Annotated in this window: 17 protein-coding genes and 2 CRISPR repeat arrays; of the genes, 4 read left to right on the top strand and 13 right to left on the bottom strand. The window is 71.7% G+C overall.

What is annotated here, in order from left to right:
* Positions 1–1,659: 1,659 nt before the first annotated feature.
* Positions 1,660–2,238: direct repeats of the CRISPR family, unit length 29 nt; unit sequence CGGCTCACCTCCGCTCGCGCGGAGAGGAC.
* A gap of 620 nt (positions 2,239–2,858) precedes the next feature.
* The 12 genes from ACF053_RS27810 to ACF053_RS27755 form a co-directional block, all read right to left on the bottom strand.
* Positions 2,859–3,290, bottom strand: coding sequence for an NUDIX hydrolase (locus ACF053_RS27810; protein WP_391956519.1), 432 nt, complete (start codon positions 3,288–3,290; stop codon positions 2,859–2,861).
* A gap of 18 nt (positions 3,291–3,308) precedes the next feature.
* Entirely contained in the window at positions 3,309–4,103 is a 795-nt protein-coding gene (locus ACF053_RS27805; protein WP_391956518.1) for an STM4013/SEN3800 family hydrolase, read from the bottom strand.
* The gene (locus ACF053_RS27800) at positions 4,100–4,603 is read right to left on the bottom strand and encodes a hypothetical protein (RefSeq protein WP_391956517.1); all 504 of its coding nucleotides are present in this window, start codon (positions 4,601–4,603) and stop codon (positions 4,100–4,102) included. Before ACF053_RS27800 ends, ACF053_RS27805 begins: the two co-directional genes overlap by 4 nt.
* Positions 4,597–5,238, bottom strand: coding sequence for a dTMP kinase (locus ACF053_RS27795; protein WP_391956516.1), 642 nt, complete (start codon positions 5,236–5,238; stop codon positions 4,597–4,599). The genes ACF053_RS27800 and ACF053_RS27795 overlap by 7 nt, the downstream gene beginning before the upstream one ends.
* Positions 5,235–6,260, bottom strand: coding sequence for a radical SAM protein (locus tag ACF053_RS27790; RefSeq protein WP_391956515.1), 1,026 nt, complete (start codon positions 6,258–6,260; stop codon positions 5,235–5,237). The genes ACF053_RS27795 and ACF053_RS27790 overlap by 4 nt, the downstream gene beginning before the upstream one ends.
* Positions 6,261–6,402: 142 nt before the next feature.
* Positions 6,403–7,008 carry a class I SAM-dependent methyltransferase gene (locus tag ACF053_RS27785; protein WP_391956514.1) on the bottom strand — a complete coding sequence of 202 codons (606 nt, stop codon included), beginning with the start codon at positions 7,006–7,008 and terminating at the stop codon, positions 6,403–6,405.
* Complete coding sequence (locus ACF053_RS27780) at positions 7,005–8,018, bottom strand: Scr1 family TA system antitoxin-like transcriptional regulator (protein WP_391956513.1); 1,014 nt, start codon at positions 8,016–8,018, stop codon at positions 7,005–7,007. The genes ACF053_RS27785 and ACF053_RS27780 overlap by 4 nt, the downstream gene beginning before the upstream one ends.
* Positions 8,018–8,755 (bottom strand): Scr1 family TA system antitoxin-like transcriptional regulator, encoded by a 738-nt coding sequence (locus tag ACF053_RS27775; RefSeq protein WP_391956512.1) that lies wholly within the window; start codon positions 8,753–8,755, stop codon positions 8,018–8,020. The genes ACF053_RS27780 and ACF053_RS27775 overlap by 1 nt, the downstream gene beginning before the upstream one ends.
* A 55-nt stretch (positions 8,756–8,810) precedes the next feature.
* Positions 8,811–9,212: a hypothetical protein gene (locus ACF053_RS27770; protein WP_391956511.1), complete on the bottom strand. Its 402-nt coding sequence runs from the start codon at positions 9,210–9,212 to the stop codon at positions 8,811–8,813.
* Positions 9,212–9,634 (bottom strand): ATP-binding protein, encoded by a 423-nt coding sequence (locus tag ACF053_RS27765; RefSeq protein WP_391956510.1) that lies wholly within the window; start codon positions 9,632–9,634, stop codon positions 9,212–9,214. The genes ACF053_RS27770 and ACF053_RS27765 overlap by 1 nt, the downstream gene beginning before the upstream one ends.
* Positions 9,631–10,101, bottom strand: coding sequence for a hypothetical protein (locus ACF053_RS27760; RefSeq protein ID WP_391956509.1), 471 nt, complete (start codon positions 10,099–10,101; stop codon positions 9,631–9,633). Before ACF053_RS27760 ends, ACF053_RS27765 begins: the two co-directional genes overlap by 4 nt.
* 237 nt (positions 10,102–10,338) lie before the next feature.
* Positions 10,339–10,761 carry a hypothetical protein gene (locus ACF053_RS27755; RefSeq protein WP_391956508.1) on the bottom strand — a complete coding sequence of 141 codons (423 nt, stop codon included), beginning with the start codon at positions 10,759–10,761 and terminating at the stop codon, positions 10,339–10,341.
* A 302-nt stretch (positions 10,762–11,063) separates the two neighbouring features.
* Between ACF053_RS27755 and ACF053_RS27750 the strand changes: the two genes are divergently transcribed.
* Complete coding sequence (locus tag ACF053_RS27750) at positions 11,064–12,080, top strand: helix-turn-helix domain-containing protein (protein WP_391956507.1); 1,017 nt, start codon at positions 11,064–11,066, stop codon at positions 12,078–12,080.
* A 131-nt stretch (positions 12,081–12,211) separates the two neighbouring features.
* Positions 12,212–12,370, top strand: a complete 159-nt coding sequence (locus ACF053_RS27745) for a hypothetical protein (protein ID WP_391956506.1) — start codon at positions 12,212–12,214, stop codon at positions 12,368–12,370.
* Here the strand turns inward: ACF053_RS27745 and cutA are convergent.
* Positions 12,367–12,696: a divalent-cation tolerance protein CutA gene (cutA, locus tag ACF053_RS27740; RefSeq protein WP_391956505.1), complete on the bottom strand. Its 330-nt coding sequence runs from the start codon at positions 12,694–12,696 to the stop codon at positions 12,367–12,369. The two genes, ACF053_RS27745 and cutA, sit on opposite strands and share 4 nt — an antisense overlap.
* Before the next feature lie 599 nt (positions 12,697–13,295).
* A CRISPR array of direct repeats spans positions 13,296–15,274; the repeat unit is 29 nt; unit sequence CGGTTCACCTCCGCTCGCGCGGAGAGCAC.
* 572 nt (positions 15,275–15,846) lie between these two features.
* Between cutA and cas3 the strand changes: the two genes are divergently transcribed.
* Together cas3 and casA are read left to right on the top strand one after the other, a co-directional pair.
* Positions 15,847–18,726 carry a CRISPR-associated helicase Cas3' gene (gene cas3 / locus ACF053_RS27735; RefSeq protein ID WP_391956526.1) on the top strand — a complete coding sequence of 960 codons (2,880 nt, stop codon included), beginning with the start codon at positions 15,847–15,849 and terminating at the stop codon, positions 18,724–18,726.
* A gap of 225 nt (positions 18,727–18,951) precedes the next feature.
* Positions 18,952–20,514: a type I-E CRISPR-associated protein Cse1/CasA gene (casA, locus tag ACF053_RS27730; RefSeq protein WP_391956504.1), complete on the top strand. Its 1,563-nt coding sequence runs from the start codon at positions 18,952–18,954 to the stop codon at positions 20,512–20,514.
* Positions 20,515–20,538 lie beyond the last annotated feature (24 nt).

The following is a 20,538-nucleotide window of genomic DNA, read 5'->3' as shown; positions in this document are numbered from 1 at the left end:
GCTCAAGCCGGGCCCACTGGCTGTTCGTCAGATCCCCACGTCCCACAGGACGTGATCATCACCGAACAAGATCCACTTTCGCAACAGACCCTAGGTGGCAGCGGCTCTACCGGCTGTCGATGGCCCACGCCGCCCAGCCGCGCGCCGAGCTCGGCCGGGGTCTGCCGCAGCGCCAGCTCTGCAGCGATGCGCGGTGCGACGACTTACCGGCCGCCTGGACGTCGCCCCTGACGCCTCGGCGTACGGCACGAAGGTGCGCTGGGTCGCGCCGCGGCTTGTCGAGGCCGCCAACGAGAAGGTGCCCGGCGCGAACGTACGGTCCCTGCGCGTCCTGCCACCTATGGCCGCCCCGCCGAAGACACCGTCGGCCGAAGCCGCCGGCACCAGCCCCTCCTCGGGAGACCGGACGATGCCTGCCGGGCAGGTGAAGACGCCACGAACGCCGTCGGCCGGCTACCGCCGCGCGCTCGAGGCACACCGGACCGCCGCGCCCGAACCGGCCGCCGAGGGGTCGCCGAGCGGCAGATGCAGGCGATGCGCGAGCGCAGCCTCCTCGACGGTTGACCTCCGCTCGCGTGGAGAGGACTTCCTCGGAGATCCGTGAGACGAACGCCCAGGCGGTTCACCTCCGCTCGCGCGGAGAGGGCGCTTCCTGACGCGTCATCCGTACGGCTACGAGCGGTTCACCTCCGCCTGCGCGGAGAGCACGGCTTCTCGCCCGTGGCCGCGATCACGCGGTCCGGTTCACCTCCGCCTGCGCGGAGAGCACGAGTCAGGCACTCCCGATCCCTCGCTGGCCTACGGTTCACCTCCGCCTGCGCGGAGAGCACATCTCACCCGTTGCGCGGGCGACCAGCATGGTCGGTTCACCTCCGCTGCGCGGAGAGCACCGCGCCCACGCCCACCCGTCGCCCACCGGCCGCGGTTCACCTCCGCCTGCGCGGAGAGCACGGCCCGGGTGGAAGGGCCGGTCGGAGCGGAAGAGGTTCACCTCCGCCTGCGCGGAGAGCACCCTTCGCGACCTGCGATTCTAGAGGCCCTTTGCCGCTTCTTTACATCGGATCAGCAAGGCCAGCTCCTCCAGCGTTATTTCACACGAGATCGTGCAGACGTCAGCGTAGCCATGCTGGCTGTGGCCCACATCCGCCTGCGTGGAGAAGACTTCGGCTCGACCTTGGCGTCCGCTTGCGCGGAGAGCTCATCAACACCGCCGGTCTCCGCCCCGGTCACGCCGGCTCACTTCTGCTCGCGCGGAGACGACGACGGCGACGAGGCCGCTGTTCTGGCGCAGGACGGTTCACCTCCGCTCGCGCCGAGAGCACGGCGGTCGTGACCACGGCGTGTGGCTGGAGGACGGCTCATCTCCGCTCACGCGGAGAGCACCACCCGGCGGACGACCACCCTGAGGGCGGCGTCGGCTCACCTCCGCTCGCACGGAGAGGACTACAGCGGCGTCTCGCCCGGGGCGAGCTCGGGCGGCTCACCTCCGCTCGCGCGGAGAGGACGTGACGTCGATCTCGACGTGGGTGGGCGTGGACGGCTCACCTCCGCTCGCGCGGAGAGGACCTGTGCGCGCCGTGGGAGGGCGAGGTGCTGTCCGGTTCACCTCCCGCTCGCGCGGAGAGGACACCGTCGCGTCCGAGGACATGGACGCCGACCACGGTTCACCTCCGCTCGCGCGGAGAGGACGCCGCCAGCCCGGCCGCCGCCATCTTCACGGCTGGCTCACCTCCGCTCGCGCGGAGAGGACACTCGCTGACTCCCGGCTACCGCCTGCCCGCTCGGCTCACCTCCGCTCGCGCGGAGAGGACGCTGACGCGTTCGGTGCCACACCGGCCCGGAGCGGCTCACCTCCGCTCGCGCGGAGAGGACCTCGGAACCGTCAGCGGGTACGGCACCGACCCCGGCTCACCTCCGCTCGCGCGGAGAGGACTAGTGCTCGGCGTGGCTGCTGAGGACCCATGTCGGCTCACCTCCGCTCGCGCGGAGAGGACCACAGGGCGAGGAACGACAAGAGGTGCCTGACCGGCTCACCTCCGCTCGCGCGGAGAGGACTCACCCCTCGCCGACGGGCAGCCGCGTCACATCGGCTCACCTCCGCTCGCGCGGAGAGGACCGTTCGAAGTCTGCGAGAAGTACGGCAAACAGCGGCTCACCTCCGCTCGCGCGGAGAGGACGGCGCCAAATACCTTGGGTGGGCTCCGCCTTACGGCTCACCTCCGCTCGCGCGGAGAGGACCCTTCGCGACCTGCGGTTCTACCAGCACTTTGCTACTTCTTTACTGCTCCCGAGCATCGTCATTTCCTCCATGCCCGTAGGCAGCACCCCAACCAGCCAGCAGCGTAGCTGCCCGAGCACACGGAGATGACCTGACAAGGGACCCGAGGTCCCGCCCTTGGCCAACTGCCCGCCCCCGCCCTCACCGGTCTCGGTGACGCGCCCAAGGGCAGGCCGCTCGCGTACGACGCGGTGTGGTTCCCGCGCGAGCGGAGGTGACCCGCGCATCCCCAAGCTCGACGAGAAGATCATGGCGTGGTCTCCGCGCGCGCGGAGACCACATCAACACAGACGGAACCGTGACCCTCGGCGACGGTTCACCTCCGCTGGCTCGGGGAGCACTCGACGCCGACACCGGGCGGCGCGGCCGGTGGGTCCCTGCGGGCGCGGGGAGCACACTTGCTGACCTGAGATTCTCCCGCGGTCAGCCCCCATTCTCGCGACTTTCCTGATACCGACATAGCGCCCATCAAGGTCAACGAGCTGCTGGCCGTGGCGGCCGTGCCTCTCGCCGGACCGCCCACTCCATGCGTAGCTCGTCACCCATCACAGGGTTCCGTTCTGGTGGTGGGTCGGCGTCCTCAGCGCTGCGCGAGCAGGAGGGCGAGGGGGCCTGCGGGGAGGAGGAAGCGGCCGGCCGCTGCAGCGTCGAGGGCTTCGTTCAGGGGCCACCAGGAGAGCTTGAAGTCGACCTCGGTGGGGGTGAGGTCTTGCGGGCCGAGGGTGAGGCCGGTGGCTTCGAAGAGGTGGACGCGGGCGGGGCAGGAGAGGGTGATGGCGTACGAGCCCAGGGCACGCCAGGAGGAGGCGGTGATGCCCGCCTCCTCCTTCAGCTCGCGCACCGCGCACTCCTGCGGTGTCTCGCCTACCTCCTGCCGACCACCTGGGAGGAAGAGGTACTCGCCGCCGTGGTCGGGGAAAGGCGCGCTCAGCAGCGCGACGAGGCCCTGGTCGTCACGGGCGACGATGACCGAGGCGTCCGGTCCGGTCCCGCCGGGTGTGGGAGTGCTCATGGTGCGTGAGCGTAGTGGTCAGCCGCGGACCATGGCCGTGAAGGGGACGTTCATGACGGCCGGGTGGGCGATGCCGCGGCCGTGGAAGCCGTCCTCGCCGTAGGCATCGCCGTGGTCGGCGCACATGATGATCAGCCAGCGGCCGCGGCTGGTGAGGCTGGTGATCAGGCACGCGAGGTGCTTGTCGGTGTAGGCGAGCGCGGCGTGCTGGGATGCGGTGGTGTCGTTGCTGTCGCCCAGGTAGTGGCCGTGCGGGACGTGGGTGGCCGAGATGTTGACGAACAGCAGCAGCGGCTGGCCCGTGTAGTGGTCGGCGATGGCGAGCGCGCGGTCGACCTGGTGGCGGGTGGAGTCCGGCTCGGGGGAGCAGAACCTCGGCTCCCAGTGGTCCTCGTCGAACATGTCCGGCAGGACCGACCCGAGGGGCGTTTCGCGGGAGAAGTAGGTCACGCCTCCGATGCAGATGCTGCGGTAGCCGTGCAGGGCCAGGCCCTTGAGGAGGTTGGCCGCCTCGAAGACGAAGGTGCCGGGGTGGGGTGTCTTGAAGGCGGGCGGGCGGCACTCCCACAGGCGCGGTGGCTGCTGCGGCTGGGGCAGCTTGGGCAGGAAGCCGGAGAAGAACGCCATGTGGGCCGGCAGGGTGAAGGTCCCGGGCGTCTGGCGGCGTTCCCAGCCGCCTGCGGGCAGGAGCTGGGCCAGTTGTGGGGTGTGCCCTGCGTCGAAGGCGTCGCGCGCCACGTCGTAGCGCAGGGAGTCGAGGGTGACGAAGAGGATGCTGTTGCCCGAGCGGATGATGTCGTCGGCGTCGATCACGGCGCGTCCCCCTGTCGGGGTTCGGCCGGGGCGGTCACGATGCGGCCTTTCGCCTGGGCGTTGACGGGGATGGGCACGCGGTCCTCGGTGATGCGGCGTCGGATCTCGGCGAGGCCGGTCTCCTCGCGCAAGGGGGCGGCGTCGCGGTCGTAGAGCGTGATGCGGATGTGGCAGTGCGCCGGGTCGCCGTCCGCGGCGAGGTAGATGCCGGGGGTCTGCTCGGTGGCCAGCACGCGCTGGAGGGCCTCCTCGGTCTGGTGGCCGAGGTCGCGGACCAGGCAGGCGTAGTGCTCGGCGTTGATGGCCCCGGACAGCGCGGGCCCCGCGAAGCGGACGGCGGCGGGGTGGCCGTTGTGGGCCAGGGCCAAGCGGGACGCCTTCTGGGTGACGACGAGGCAGGCGCCCAGCCACCATCCGACGCCCTCGTGGAGGTCGCCGGGGAACCGCCCGATGGCGCCGCCCTCGCGGATGACCGCGGCGGTGTCGATGGGGTTCAGCATGCCTGGTGTTCCTCGATGTGGGCCTGGATGGCGCGGGCGAGGTCGTCCGGGCTGCGGTCGTCGGTGTCGAGGACGACCGCGCTGGGGTCCGTGCCGGCGACGCGGTCGAAGTTCGCGACCAGCCTGGCGAGCCGGTCCGGCACGGTGAGCAGGTCGGTGTCGTCCTGCTTCAGGTCCGTCTTCGTGGCCAGACGCGCGCGCAAGGTGGCGTGCGAGCAGCGCAGGTAGAACGTGAGGTCGGGTGCCACCAGGTAGGGGTGGAAGGGGGCCAGCAGCCCTTGCACCGTCTCGACCGGGACCCGGTGGACGGCGGCGTGGCAGGCGACCACGGAGGAGATGTAGCGGTCGGCGACGACCGGCCCGATGGCCCGGCATTCGCGGATCCGGTCGGAGGCGTGCAGCGCGCCGGAGAGGTAGAACGCGAACTGCGGCAGCGGACGCAGTCGGCTGTTGACCGTCTTGGACCAGGCGGCGTGGGGGCGGGGCAGGGTGTGGAGGGAGGAGGCGCCGAGCTGGGCGGCCAGGGCGGCGGTGAGGGTCGACTTGCCGATACCGGAGACGCCCTCCAGGACGACGAACGGGTGGCGCGGATGGTCGTGGGCCAGCGGCTGGTACGGGCCGGGTGTCGTGTTCACAGGGTCCCCTGGGTGAAGGCGTCGATGTGGTGGGCGACGGCGTGGGTGAGGGCCGTGGGGTCGTCCAACAGGTCGTTGATCTTGATCCGGAGGTCGTTACGCAGGAGGCAGGGCTGGACGCCGCCGGCGTGGTCGACGCGCAGCGCCCAAAAGCCCTCCACGCAAGCGGACCGCTGGGGGCAGGTGCCACACTGGCCGACGTGGTAACGGCCGAGGTCGCGGTGGATCACGTCGACCTCGACGCCGTCGATGCGGAAGACCCGCCGCCCCTGCCCTACACCGGCGGCCTCGGTGTGCTCGTCGCTGGTCAGGGTGCGCAGGTGGCTGATGATGCCGTCCGCCGAGAGCGCGGAGCCGGCCATGCCGGAGTTGAAGTCGGTGTCTACCAGCTCGATGAACTGCACCGGCAGCCGCCGCTCCAGCGCGTAGTCGAGGATGCCGCGGACCTCGTGGGCGTTCTCCTTCAGCAGCAGGCAGTTCAGCTCCACCCGGCGCCCCAGTTCCCGAGCGGCGTCGACGCCGTCCAGGACCGCGGCGATGCCGACCTTCGTCTGCGCGATCTCGTACAGGGAGGCGTCGGAGAAGTAGTGCAGCGAGACCTTCACCTTGTCCAGGCGCGTGCGCCGCAGCCAGCTCCGGTTCGCCCTCACGCGCGTACCGTTGGTGATCAGCGTGTACGAGCCGTCGGGACCCGCGTCGGGAAGACCGGACAGCACGGGCTTGGCCAGGGGCGAGATCAGCGGTTCGCCGCCGGTGAAGTAGACGCGCTTCAGCCCGGCGTCGAGCAACGTGCCGATCACGTTGATCATCTCGTGCGCGTCGAGCTCGCGCCGGCGGGGCTGCCGGTTGCGGTCCAGGCGCTGGAGGGGCGGCGGCACGTCGCTCTCGTTGTGGCAGAAGCGGCAGCCGATGTTGCACCGCGGGGTCAGCGACACGCGCAGTTGCCCGCGTAAGGCGGCGAAACTCGCGAGCGCCGTCAGGTCGACCGGCGCCTGCGAGGGTGGTGTGAGGAAGGTGGACACGTCGGACCTCCGTTGAAGGAAGGTTCTGGATGGACGTGGGGGGCCGTCGGGTAGTGGTGGAACCCGCCTCCCGAGCGAGCTCTTACACCGGGACCTTGACCCTTGGGCGTCGGGCGGGAGGCGGGGGATCGTGGCCCGGCCGTCAGCCGGGGGCGGAGGGGGCACGCAGGACGAGCCCGTAGTGGCCGAGGCCGAGGTGGTAGGTGCTGCGTTCGGCCCAGCCGTCGCAGCCGAGTCGGTCGATCTCCTGCACCGTCATGCCCCGGTGGAAGGGGGCGTGAAGCGGGCCGGACGCGACCGGGATGAGGGCGTGGAAGACCCCTCCCGGTGCCAGCAGGGGCCGGTCCTTCTCCAGCAGGGCGGGCGGCTCCAGGTAGGCGAGGGAGGCGCGGCAGGTGATCAGGTCGATGCTGCCGGGCGGCAGCTCGTCGGGGCACGGGTCGCGCACGATGTCCCACAGGTCGAAGCGGATCCGCTGCCCGTACACGGTGCCGACGCCGCGCTGTGTGGCCTGGCCGATCGCGCGCTGGCTGTAGTCGTATCCGGTGACGTCCATGCCCCACCGGTGCAGCTGCCGCGTCCACTGCCCCGGGCCGCACCCGAGGTCGATCGCCGTCCACCCGGCGCGCGGCCGCACCCGGCCCCGAAAGCGCCTGCACTCCTGCTCGGACAGCAGCCGGGGCCGGTGGCGCAGGTAGTGCTCGTCCCACTGCGCCCGCGTCGCCACCGGCGCCGCCACGGCGGTCACGGCCGGCACCCGACGCTGCCGTTGACCACCCGGAGGTGCGGTTCGCCGGGGTGGCGCCGGCGGGTGGCCGCCGCCTGGTTCTCCCAGTGCTCGGCGGCCCGCTCGATCAGGGCGTAGGAGTCGCGGTGCCCGGGGGACTGTTCGACGGCCCGGCGCAGGCTGTCGTGGACGGCCCGCGCGCGGCGGGAGCGATTGCGGTACCAGGGCATGGAGTCCATGCCGGCGAGGAGGCGGTGGCCGTTGACGGTGAGGTTGGCGACCTCCCCGACGAGGTGGTGGGCGTCGATCAGCCGGTCGGAGCGCAGGACGCGGATGTCGGCCGGGGCGGCGCCCGCGGGCCCGTCCATCAGGCGCAGCAGGTGGCGGAGCTGTCCGGCCATCACCCGCGGTCCGCCGACCGGCCGGCGAAGGACGGTGTCGTCCAGCAGCAGCAGCAGGCGGCGGGAGTCCGCGTTGTGCGGCAGGCGGCCCAGCCACGGCGGCGCCCCGGCGGCCGGTTCGTCGTGGCGGGGGGTGGTCTCGATGAGCGCGGCGCGGTACTCGTCGATGCGGTAGTCGGGTGGGATCCGCCCCATCGTGAAGAACACTGCCTCGTTCGCGGCCCGCACCACGGCCGTGTACCGGGCCACCGCCTCGTCGCCGGCGACGTCCGTCCACAAATCCCACCGGCCCTCGCGCGGCTCATCGTCCTCGGCGTGCCGTCGGCTCGGCGGAAGGAGCCGGTAGCCGCGCATGAGCGAAGGGAAGGCGTCGCTCAGCGACTGCACATGCGCGCGCTCCAGGCCGTAGTACCGCAGCAGCGCTTCCAGGACCTGGAGCGGCATGAGGGACTCGGCGCGCTCCCAGCGGCTGATGGTGGAGGTGGTGACCCGGACCCGCACGGCCGCGGCGGCCTCCTCCAAGGTGCGCCGCTGCGCCAGGCGCAGCCCGCGCAGGTACACGCCCACGACGATCTGGATCGGCGGCGGCGTGAGATCGACGTGCGTGGTGGGCGCGACCAGGCTGGGCATCAGACCTTCGCCTCCATCGCGTCGGCGGCCTCCGCCAGGCGCCGGCGACTCTCCGCGGGCGGGAGGGCGGCCTGCTCGTAGCGGTCCATGTAGCAGCGCAGGGCGGCGGCGTGCGGGCCGCGCTGGTAGAGCACGGTGATGCCGTCCTCCGTCGCATACAGCGGGCCACCGGAGGGGTGCACGATCTCGTGGAACAGCCCGCCGGGGGCCGGCAGGAGCGTGTCCGCGGGCAGGATCCGCACGACGACGGCGCCCTCGGCCTCCAGGGCGGCGAGGTGCCGCAGCTGCTCGGCCATGACCCGCGGGCCGCCGCAGGGCCGCAACAGGGCGAACTTGTCCAGCATCAGCGTGATCGGCTGCTCGGGCCGGGGCCGCCAGTCGTCCGGGAAGGTCGTGGCGGCCGGCGTCGCCGCGCGCACGACCTCCCGGTAGGCGTCGGTCTGGAGCGGCGCGGGGATCACCGTGCGGGTGACGGTGCGCAGGGTGCGGGCGCCGTCCATGCACGTGGCGAGCCGGTCGCCGCGGTAGCGCCCGCCGTCCAGGACGACGTGGTGGGGGTCGATGCCGGCGTCCATCACCACCAGGGCCCGGTCCTCGATCGGCCGCGTCAGCAGGGTGGTGATCTCCCCGATGAAGAAGCTGTCCGGCAACAGCAGCGCCTCGGTGGGCAGGGAGTTCAGGTGGCGATCGACCACCCGCTCGGCCAGCGACCGGCCGCACGGGGAAGAGGTGGCCATGGTGGTCCTCGGTATCAGTCGGGCCAGGTCAGGGGGCGGGTGCGGGGCGGCGGCGTCATGGGGCGTCGTCGCCCATCAGGTCGAGCACGGCGACAACGGCCAGGGCGAGGCGGCGCACGTGCCCGCACGTCTCGGCGGGGTGGGGGTGATGGGTGCTGAGGTCGAGGAGGCGGAGCATCTCCTCGGCGGGGAAGGGGTGGACCAGGCGCGGCACCACCCCGATCAGCAAGGCGGTCGTCGCCCGGAGCCGCTCCGCGATGAGCAGCACCTGCTCCGGCGCAAGGTCGGCGCCCTCGTCCAAGACTGCGTTCAGGTCGTCGTAGACCTGGCCGGTGACCGCCTCGGCGGCCAGCGACCGGCGCAGGCCCGCCAGGGCCCGGCGCACGGTCGCGGTGTCGTTGGAGACGTGCCCTGCGAGGGCGGGGTGGGTGGTGGCGCTGCCGGTGACCGTGACCATCACGGCCTCCCGAAGGGGAGCGGCAGGACGGCCCGGGTGGTGTGGCCGTCGGGGCTGACACCCCACGTGGTGGCCAGGGCGTCGACGAGCAGCAGCCCGCGGCCGCACTCGTCCGCCTCGTCGGCCGGCCGCAGCCGCGCGGGGGCCGGGTTGTCGTCGCTCACCTCGATGCGCAGCCCGTCGGCGCCCGCGGCGACCGTGAGCCCGACTTCGCCCCGGCCGTGCCGGATGGCGTTGGTGACCAGTTCGGACACGACGAGCTGGGCGGTGTGCAGCACCGGCAGCAGGCCGCGCGAGCGCAGGTAGGCGGCGGTGATCCGGCGCATCTGCCGCACCCGGCAGTCGTCGGGGAGGAAGCAGACCGCGAATCCGGAGCTGCCGATCGCGGCCGCCGGCGCGGCGGGGGAGAGGTGGCCGGTCACCGGCGCCTCCCCGGCACACGGGCGGGGGCGACCAGCGCGACGAACAGGCCCCGCGCGTGGAACCAGGCGAGCTGCCGCTCGTAGACGGCGGCCGCCGGGCTGATGACGACGGGGGAGAGGACGAGGGCGCCGTCGGCGTACCCGGCCGCCAGGTGCATGCGCAGCCCGCACCAACCCGGCCGTGCCTCCGGGTCCGGGCCCCGGTCGGCGTCGGTGTAGCGCCCGGCGACCTGCCACTTCTGCTCGTCGGCGTACGCCTGCGCGCGGTCCAGGAGGCGCGGCGGCGTGTACAGGCACACCCGCGGCCTCCGACCGGTGACCTGCAGCCGCTGGAGCGCCGCGTCAAGGTGCTCGCGGCGTGCGGCCGCGAGCCGGACGTAGGGGTCGGGCACGAACCGCGCCCGACTGGGGTCCGGCCCGTCGAAGTGAAGATCCTCGTCCGGGTCGTAGGCGGTGCTCTGGCACATGCGTGGGCCTCGGCTTCGTCATCGTCGTGAGGGGGGTGCGGAAGAAGGGGCCGGCCGCCCCCCTGGCCTGGTGGAGGGGGCGGCCGGGACCCGCGCCGCGGCGGGCACCCGGGTTACGCCTGCGGCGGGGCCGGCCCACCGAGCACCCTCCGCGCGCCGTGACGGGACGGCGAAGGCGGCACGCTCCAGGTGGGCCCGCTGGTACCGGCCGCCGCGGGGGAGGCGGCGGCCGGCGCTTCACTGCCGCTCGGCCAAGCGGCGCAGGATGCCCGGGAGGGCCACATCGTGCGGGGAGGGCGCCGGCTGGTACCTCCACAGCACCCGGCGCAGCAGGCTCGGGTCCGTGAAGCGGCGCACCGGGGGCCGCAGCCAGAACCGACCGGGCCCCTCCCTACGAGCCTGGGGCGGCACGGCGACCCCCACGGGCCCGCTGAGGCACAGGCCGAAGGGGTGGTCTATCCAGCGGCGTATGGTGCCGGGAGGGACCAGCCAGCACAGCCAGTTCTCCGCGTCGATAGTGCCCGCCGCCGCGTAGACCAGGTCCGCCGGGATGCGCACGGTGGAGAACAGGCTGCTGCCGCACCGCAGCAGGGCGACACGGCAGGTGTCCCACTCCCCCCAGGCGTCCTCTCCCGGGTACGCGCCGCCAGGACCAGCCATGTGGAGGCGGCCAGTTCCCGGTCCCCGCGCGAGTGCACCAGTACACACGGCCCGGCCACCACCGGCCCTGGCAGCGATCTGTGAGCAACTGCCCCGCCTGAGGCGGGCAGTTGGATACGCTCAAGCACGGCGACTCCTCACCAGTCGTCCACGCCCCGGAGCGGCACACCACTGCCCCGGGGCTTAGACGTTGAGAGTGGAGTCCTGGCGAACACCGCGCGTCCTCACGCCGTGTATACCCATGATGGGTAGGCACGCTCGAGAGCAGGCGTACAGCCTTACCGGGCAGGAAGAGACCGCCGATGAGCTACCAGCCTCCGACCGCGCTCCCGCGTGACCTCCTGGACGACGCGACCATGCAGCACGCGTTGTCCACCCACGATTTCGGCACGGTGTTCCGCCTCGCCCGGGAACGGGCCAGGATCAGCTACTCCCGGATCGCCGCCGAGTGCGACATCAAGCCGGACCGGGTCGGCACGCTGGCGCGCGGCCAGAGCCGGATCAGCAGCTTCGGAAAAATTGTTCAGATCGCGGATGCCTTACGGGTACCCGGGCAGATGGTCGGTCTCGCTCCCCGACCGTGGGAGGCGGAGGTCGCTCCCGCTCCACAGGAATCGGCTGGACCAGACTTGCACCGCCGTACCGTTCTCCAGGTGGCCACCGCGACCGGCCTGGCCGCCGCGCTCCCCGCCCTCCACCACTCCGCCCCGCCGGCCCGCATCACCAACTCCTACGTGGATCTCCTCCGGGAGCGCACCGCCCGACTCCGCCGACTGGATGACATCCTCGGCGGCGGCGACACGTACCGCGTGTACCTAGCGGAGGTCCAGCGCACGAAAGCCGTCCTGCACCGCGGCTCCTTCGCCGGGGAACACGCACGCCTCCGGCTCACCGCGCTCCTGGCCGAGCAAGCCCAACAAGCCGGATGGGCAGCCTTCGACGGCGGCCGAGGGAAGGAAGCGGCCTCCCTCTATGAGGAAAGCCGCGCGTACGCCCAGGAAGCTGGTGACGCCGACCTGTACGGGAACAGCTTGGCCTTCCTCGCCTACGGCGCCCTCGCCGACGACCGGCGGACGGCAGTGGCCATCGCCCGAGACTCCTGCGCCACCATCACAGACAGGACGCCGGCCAGCGTCCGGGCCCTGCTCTATGAACGGCTGGCGTGGGCCTGCGCGGTGGACGGTCAGCCGGACGGGACGGAGGCCGCGCTCAGCTCAGCTCGGGAGGCCCTGGAGACCGCCCCGGACGGCGAGCCGCAACCGGACTGGTCGGCCTGGGTGGACCACACGGAGCTGGGCATCATGACGGGCCGCTGCTGACCGAGCTCCGCCGCCCGCTCCGCGCCGTCCCCGCGCTCACGGACGCCCTCGGCCGGTATCCGAACGAGTACGCCCGGGACAAGTCGCTCTATCTCTCGTGGCTCGCGGAGGCTTACCTCACCGCCGGGGAGGTGAAGGAGGCCGCCGCGACGACGGACCGCGCGCTGGACCTCGCCACCGGCGTCGCCTCCATTCGCCCCATGCGGCGCATCGCGCCCGTCCTGGAAAGCCTGCGCCCCCACAGCCAACTCCCCGCCGTACGGACGGTCCTCGAGCGCACGGCCCCCTAGGTCTGCTGCGGGCTCACGGAGTCTCGAATCCACTCCAGGGCCCGCGCGGCGCCGCCCACGATGGGCGTGGCAATCAACTCAGGGTTGTCCCACGGGTGCGCCGCCAGGAGGTGAGCCTCCAGCTCCGGGTACCGCGCCGCCGTGGTGGTGAGGAGGACCTTGTACTCCTCACCGGTGCCGTACTCCCCGGAGTGCCAGAACACGCTGGTGACCGGACCGATCACCTGGGCCCCGGCAGCAAGCCGGGCCTTGACTGCGGAGCCAGCCAGGGCCTCGGCGTCATCCTTCGTGGGCGTGGCCGTCGATACCTGCACGTGATCAGACATGATCAGGAGCGTAGCCATCAAGCCGGGCCACCACTAGATTGCTGCGAGCCACGGAACGACCGTCTTGTCGATACGGACCCGTACGCTTTCTCCATGCCCTCCCCCTCCTGGCCTCACGGCCGGCTGCGCCCTGCCGCGGCGCGGATCAACGAGGCGATCCGCCTGGTGGAGGTGCACGGCCCGCCGGTGTCCGTGTGCGCGCGGGCCGGGGCCGGCCGCGAGGAGGTGCTCGCGGCGGCCGCCGCGAAGGGCGCCGGTGAGCCGCTGCGTCAGCGCGACGCGGCCACCGGGGAGCCTCACGGCCAAGTGCCGGGGGTGGGCGGCCGTCCCAGTGTGGCCGACGACCGGCACGTCGACCGTCTCCGCGTGCCAAATCTTCTGCCAAACCGTCGTCGCCCGGTACGGGGAACGGGCGGGCTTGGCGACCACACCCTCGCTGCCGTGTGCCTGGAGCGTCTCGTACCAGATCATCGCCACGTCGATGTCGTCCGTCGCGGGGACCGCCTGGATCGGCGGCGGCACGTCGGGGTGAGGAGGATGCGGGGCCTCCGCTCACGCGGAGACCACGCTCAGGCCGAGGTCGACCTCACCCCGTTCGTCGGTTCACCTCCGCTCGCGCGGAGAGCACTAGGACTCGTGACACAGAGGAACGGTTGCCCTCGGTTCACCTCCGCTCGCGCGGAGAGCACGCGGTGCGGCGCTGTGGGCGGCCTTTGATTGACGGTTCACCTCCGCTCGCGCGGAGACCATGTGGCCGGACGCCGCCCTCACCCCCGGGGTGCAGGCTCACCTCCGCTCGCGCGGAGAGCACTAGATGTCCCCGCCGAAGGTGACCTGCACGGTCGGCTCACCTCCGCTCGCGCGGAGACCACGGCGGCTGACGTGTCGGTCCAGGCGCCCCCGTCGGTTCACCTCCGCTCGCGCGGAGACCACAACGCGGCAGGCGCCCGCGTCACCAAGGCGGCCGGTTCACCTCCGCTCGCGCGGAGAGCACGCGTAGACGGTGACCGGCTCGCGGCGCCGGGCCGGTTCACCTCCGCTCGCGCGGAGAGCACGACTCGGCGTCCGCCTTGTCGGCGCCGTACGGCGGTTCACCTCCGCTCGCGCGGAGAGCACGCGGGCCAGGCGCCCGCCCGGGTCGTCATCGTCGGTTCACCTCCGCTCGCGCGGAGAGCACGTCTGCGACCGGTCCCCGAGCCGGGCCCACGCCGGTTCACCTCCGCTCGCGCGGAGAGCACGGATCGTGGAAGAGGCGTCCGTTCTCGGCTCGTGGTTCACCTCCGCTCGCGCGGAGAGCACGGATCGTGGAAGAGGCGTCCGTTCTCGGCTCGTGGTTCACCTCCGCTCGCGCGGAGAGCACCCGGTCGCTCACATCGAACCCGGAGTCTGCTCCGGTTCACCTCCGCTCGCGCGGAGAGCACACGAGCTGGGCCGCCTTCTGCGCCACCCCGACCGGTTCACCTCCGCTCGCGCGGAGAGCACACCCTCTCCACTTTGCCGCACGGTGAGGCGAACGGTTCACCTCCGCTCGCGCGGATAGCACCTCCTCGTCGAGATGGCGAACCCGGGCCCTGGCGGTTCACCTCCGCTCGCGCGGAGAGCACGGCATCGCCCAGGTGTGGGGCCTGGCCGTGGCCGGTTCACCTCCGCTCGCGCGGAGAGCACCAGGCCGATGCCCGGCCGCCGCAGCCTTCTGGCGGTTCACCTCCGCTCGCGCGGAGAGCACTGGGGCGGGCGTGGTCCGCGTCGGTACTCATTTCGGTTCACCTCCGCTCGCGCGGAGAGCACTACGTCACGACGACGAGCCCGGCCGTGATGAGCGGTTCACCTCCGCTCGCGCGGAGAGCACTCCACCCGCCGCTCCAGCCCCTCCCGGATCTCCGGTTCACCTCCGCTCGCGCGAAGACCACGCGGGTGAAACGGTCTACGGCGCCGTCCCACTCGGCTCACCTCCGCTCGCGCGGAGAGCACCGCTGTTCCTGCTTCCGGGCCAGCGCCTTCCACGGTTCACCTCCGCTCGCGCGGAGAGCACAGAAGCCGGCCCGGTAGGGGCGGCTCCGGGCCCGGTTCACCTCCGCTCGCGCGGAGAGCACAACGTGTCCTGGTACAGGTGGGCGTGTTGCGGTTCACCTCCGCTCGCGCGGAGAGCACGAGCGCCGAGGCCCTGGGCCTGCCCGAGGCCCGGGTTCACCTCCGCTCGCGCGGAGAGCACGGTCGTACCGGATGGCCGTCCGGGCGGCCCCGCGGTTCACCTCCGCTCGCGCGGAGAGCACGAAGTGCGGGGCCACGGCAGCGTCGAGCGGACCGGTTCACCTCCGCTCGCGCGGAGAGCACAACTGAGAAAGGCCAGCCGTGCAGAAATACACCGGTTCACCTCCGCTCGCGCGGAGAGCACCGCCCAGGGAGCTCCCGGATCGGCGGAACGGACGGTTCACCTCCGCTCGCGCGGAGAGCACGTCTACGACGTGCCGCCGTACATCGGTGACCCCGGTTCACCTCCGCTCGCGCGGAGAGCACAGCGCACACGAGTTCAAGACGTCCATCGTCGCCGGTTCACCTCCGCTCGCGCGGAGAGCACCCTTCGCGACCTGCGGTTCTATCAACGCTTTGCTACTTCTTTACCAAATGCAGGCAACGTCAACTCCTCCAGGTACACGTCCCTACCTCAACCAGCAGCGTAGCCACCCGAGCAGACGGGACACGAGCCACGAAACACCTCGACGTCCGACCTGTCGCCGAGCCTGTCGCCGACCACCCGCCTCCGCCTGCACAGAGAGCAACGAACCAGCGGGGGCGCCAGGCCAAGCCGCGGTACACCTCCGCCTACGCGGAGAGACTTCGGCCGGGCCAGCCCGCGCTTCCAAGGGACCGGTTCACCTCCGCTCGCGCGGAGAGGACCCGACGCTGCACTTCTCCGCGGACATGTCAGCCGGCTCACCTCCGCTCATGCGGAAAGGAACCGGAGCGGGCTCATTCCGAGGCCTGGACCTCGAGCTGAACGGTTCGCCTCCGCCTGCGCGGAGAGCACATGAGCTGCGACTCCACAATCGCTTTACCATTCCTTTACTAGGTGGGCACTGCTGGTCGAGCGGTCATTGCATGCCAGTCCGGCCCTCGTTGTCAGTGGGGGGTGCTAGGTATGTGCGCGTGATGAAGCGTGAGCACATCGTGATGGGTGATGTTTGTCCGGACATTCGTTTATGGGGTAAGCGCAAGGGTTTGTCCCGTTCTTATCCGGTGTTGTGTCATTTGCTGGATACGGCTGCGGTGTGTCAGGTGCTGTGGGACCGGCTGCTAGGTGAGGGGATGCGGGCCCGGATCGCGGGTGCTCTGAGGTTGTCGGTGCCGGATGCTCGGGCGGTGGTGTCGTTCTGGGCCGGGTTGCATGACCTGGGGAAGATCTCGCCGGCGTTCCAGGTGCAGGTTCCCGAGGCGTTCGCGGCCGTACGCGACGATCCCGTCTACCAGGTGCCGCCCGGTGTGGCGGGGGAGCGGGGGCTTCGTCACGAGGCAGCGACACATTGGGCGTTGACGTCGTTGTTGGCGGAGTTGGGGTATCCCGAGGGGCGGCGGTTGCCGGATGGTCGTCAGCTGCTGCGGGGTGCGGTGGGGCATCAGGTGGCGCAGTTGCTGGGGGGTCATCACGGGTGTTTCGGTGAGGTGCTAAAGGACCGGGAAGTGGCGCGCGCGGAGGCGTATCAGCCGGGTCTGGGTGGCGCGGGGTGGGCTGAGCAGCGGCGTGTGCATCTGCGTGAGGTGCGGCGGGTGACGGGTGCCGTGGCGGTGCCGGAGCAGGGGCTGCCGGCGGAGTTGGCGGTGGTGGTTACGGGGCTGGTGGTGGCGTCGGACTGGCTGGTGAGCCAGACGGGGGTGGTGGAGTCGCTGATGCCGCCGTTGGGGTGGCGGGCTGCGCCGGAGCAGGTGGATGGGCATTGGCGGCGGGTGCGGAAGGCGGCCGCGGGCGTGGTGTCGGCGGCGGGTGTGGGGCGTGCGGCGTTCGCGTCGGAGCGGTTCGAGGAGATGTTTGGCTTCTCTCCGAACCCGTTGCAGCAGGATCTGGTGGAGCGGCTGCGGGGGTTGGTGGAACCGGGCGGTTCGGGGTTGTTGCTGGTGACGGCGCCGACGGGGGACGGGAAGACGGAGGCGGCGTTGTATGCGGCGGCGGTGTTGGGGCGGGCCGCGGAGTGCCGGGGGGTGTTCGTGGCGTTGCCGACGATGGCGACGGCGGATGCGATGTATCCGCGGGTGCGGGGGTTTGCCGAGCGGTCGCTGGAGGGCGAGCGCGCGTTGACGCTGCTGCATTCGATGGCGTGGCTGCGGCCTGCCGAGGCCCCGCCGGCGGAGTTGGGGGGCGGGGTGGTGAGTGCCGGGTCGCTGTCGGCTGCGGAGGCGGAGAGGTGGTTGCGGTATCGGCACCGGGGGTTGTTGGCGCCGTTGGGTGTGGGGACGATCGACCAGGTGCTGGCGGGCGTGTTGCCGTTGCGGTACAGCGTGCTGCGGTTGTTCGGGTTGGCGGAGAAGGTCTTCGTGGTCGATGAGGCGCACGCGTACGGTCCGTGGATGCATCAGCTGCTGGTGCGGTTGCTGGAGTGGCTGGGGGCGCTGGGGGCGCCGGTGGTGTTGTTGTCGGCGACGTTGACGGGGCGTACGGCGGGGTCGCTGGTGGAGGCGTACCGGCGCGGCGCCGGGTTTGAGGGGGCCGGGGAGGTGGAGCCGCGGTATCCGGGGTGGCTGTTTGTGAGTGGGCGTACGGGAGAGGTGTCGGAGCCCCGGCAGGTGGCCAGTGGGCGGGAGCGGACGCTGGATGTGGTGGTGCGGCCGGTCGAGTGGGACGTGGCGGATGCGGTGTCGGCGCCAGTGCGGGCCGGCGGCCGCCGGGCGGCGCTGCGGGAGGAACTGCGGCAGGTCGTCGAGGAGGGTGGTGCGGCGCTGGTGTGCTGCACCACGGTGGCGGAGGCACAGCGGACGTTCCGTGACCTGACGGAGGCGTTTCCCGGGCTGGCGGCGCGGGAGGGAGGCTTGCGGCTGCTGCATTCGCGGTTCGCGGCGGGGGTGAGGCAGGAGATCACCGCTGGGTGTGAGGCGGCGTACGGGAAGCCGCGCGTGGGGGAGGTGGCGGGGCCGCGGTCGGGGTCGGTGTTGGTGGCCACACAGGTGGTGGAGCAGTCCTTGGACCTGGACTTTGATGTGGTGGTCAGTGATCTGGCGCCATTGGCGCAGTTGTTGCAGCGGGCGGGGCGGTGCCGGCGGCATGCGCGGGGTGCGGCGGGCCGGCCGGAGTGGGCGGCGGATGAGAGCAGGCCGCGTCTGGTGGTGCTCGATCCGTTGGCGTATGCGTCGGGCGGTGGACGGGTGCCGGTGACGTGGGGGCGGGTGTACGACGCTGGGTTGCTGTGGCGGACGTCGTTGCTGCTGGCGAGGGAGTCGGGCGGGATCGCGGTGCCGGGCGGGGTGCAGCGGCTTGTCGATGAGGTGTACGCGGAGGAGTTCGTCGATGGGCTGGAGGAGTCGGTTCGGCGGGAGCTGGGGCGGCTGGATGGGGAGCGGACCGCGGGCGAGTCGGCGGAGGCGTATCTCGCTGACCTCGTAGGGGTGTGCGCGCCGGAGGATGTGGCTGGGGACCTGCACCGGCTGAGCCGTCGGGAGGCGGGGGTGAGCGAGGAGCTGCTGACGACCAGGTTGGGTGCGGACACCGGGCGGGTGCTGTGTGTGTTCGAGCAGGCGGACGGGTCGGTGAGCCTGGACGCGGGCGGGGAGGTGCCGCTACCGGGCGCGGGGCTGTCGAAAGACGATCTGCGGGTGGTCATGGCACATGTGGCGCCGGTCGCCGGTCGGTGGCTGCGGGCGGGTGAGGCCGAGGCGGAAGGGCTGCCGGAGGGATGGGAGCGGCACTCTGTGCTGCGCGATGTGGCAGTCCTGCGGATGTCGCCGGCCGAGGGCGGGGCAGCGGAGCGAGGTGAAGGGGTGTGGAGCTGCCGTCGAGGGGGTTTGACGATCTCCGTGTCGAAGGTCGGCCTCGAGGCCGAATGAACCTACTCACCAGTTCTGTCAAAACAAGCAGCAAACTTCGCTAGCGTTCAACTGTACTGCCAGGCAGTGGTGTTGGCGCGTGCCAGCACCGCTGCCTGGCAGCCCGCCCGCTCGCGCGGGCACGGGGATCCGGGCCGTGGCTCGTTCTCAAGCGGCAAACGGCTCACCCCCGCTCCCGCAGGGCCCCCTTCCGCTCAGTCTCTCCTACCGATTCGGATGTTTCCCATGCCCGGTGGCAGCTACAGCCTCGTCGACGAGCCCTGGATCCCGGTGCGCTGGCGGTCTGACGCCCAGGAGGGCACCGGCGAGGACCTGCCGCCGCGGGTAGGTCTGCGCGATGCCCTGCTGCGGGCGGAGTCCATCGCGGGGCTGGCGATCGCCGATCCGCCGGCGCACACGGCGCTGCTGCGGATTCTGTACGCGCTGACGGCCCGGGTGACGAAGCTGGACGAGGCCGGCCCGGGGGGCTGGACGGATCGGCGGCTCGACGTCCTGGTCGAAGGCCGCCTGCCCGTACGCGGTGTCGAGGAGTACTTCGGCCGGTACCGGGATCGGTTCTTCGCGTACGACTCGGTGGGCGGCCGCCCGTGGATGCAGGATGCCCGGCTGGCCGAGCAGTGCGATCCGGACAACACGGCGGGGGTGAACAAGCTGGTCGTGACGAGGCCGGCGGGCAACAACCACGCCTGGTTCCGTCACGGCAGCGACGTGGCGCCGGATCTGCCGACCGTGTCGGAGGCGGTGCTGAACCTGCTGGTCTGGCACTATTTCGGGCCGTCGGGCCGCTGCTCGGCGCGTGAGGTCAACGGGGTGAAGAGCGCCAGCGCGACGGCAGGACCTCTGCGTACGGCGTTGTCCTACCACCCGGAGGGCGAAAGCCTTTTCGAGACGCTGCTGGCCGGGCTCGTCCCGCCGCCGCATACGGTGCGGCGGGCGGACGACCAGTGCCCGTGGGAGTGGGACGAGCTGCCCGACCCCGATAGGGCGCCCAAGGCGCCGGTGGGGCCGTGCGCGCGGCTGACCGCATGCTCCCAGCACGCGCTGCTCCTGGTCCCGGAAGGTGACGGGCAGCTGGTGCGGGACGCGTATATCACCTGGGCCTATCGCACGGGGCGCATCCCCCGGGACGACGACTTTCTGATCTGGCAGATCAGCCAGCAGGGCAATCGCTATCCGCGGCCGGCGGACGCGCAGCGGGGCTTGTGGCGGGACCTGGACGCCCTGCTGTTGCTGAAGCCGTCCGGCACGACCCAGCCCGAACGGCCGAAGGTGTTCCACTCCGCGCACGAGGTGTCCGACCGGCTGCGGGTGCGGGCGCTGGGATTCGACCAGGAGGGGCAGGCGAAGGACACCCAGTTCGTGGACGCCTCCACCCCGACGGTGTTCGACGTGGTGGAGGAGCAGGCACCGCAGGCGGCTCCGGCGGCTGGCCGTCTGCGACACCTGGGTGAGCTGTTCGGGTGGCGGCTCGAGCGCGCCGTCAAGCGCGCCTGGGCGGCCTACGTCACCGACGCCAAGGCGAAACCGGACACCTGGGTCGCCGAGGCCGCGGCCCGGTACTGGCCGCGCGCGGAGCGGGAGTTCTGGCTCCGCTTTTGCGACCTGGACCGCACCAACGCCCTGCCCAACGGCGGCCTCGACCCGGCCGAAGCCCGCAAGGCGTTCCTGCGTCTGGCGGAAGAAGCCTACGAGGCGGTCACCGCCACCGTGACCCGCACGCAGCGCGGTGCGAAGGCGGTCTTCGAAGCCCGGATCGAGCTCTACGGCGGCGACCGCAAGAAGAAGTAAGAGGCGCAGGCCAGCCCGGCGACC

Source organism: Streptomyces kanasensis (assembly GCF_043077165.1).
GTDB lineage: Bacteria > Actinomycetota > Actinomycetes > Streptomycetales > Streptomycetaceae > Streptomyces > Streptomyces changanensis.
Note: the sequence above shows the minus strand (reverse complement) of the source record. Positions and strands in the feature narration are given on the sequence as shown.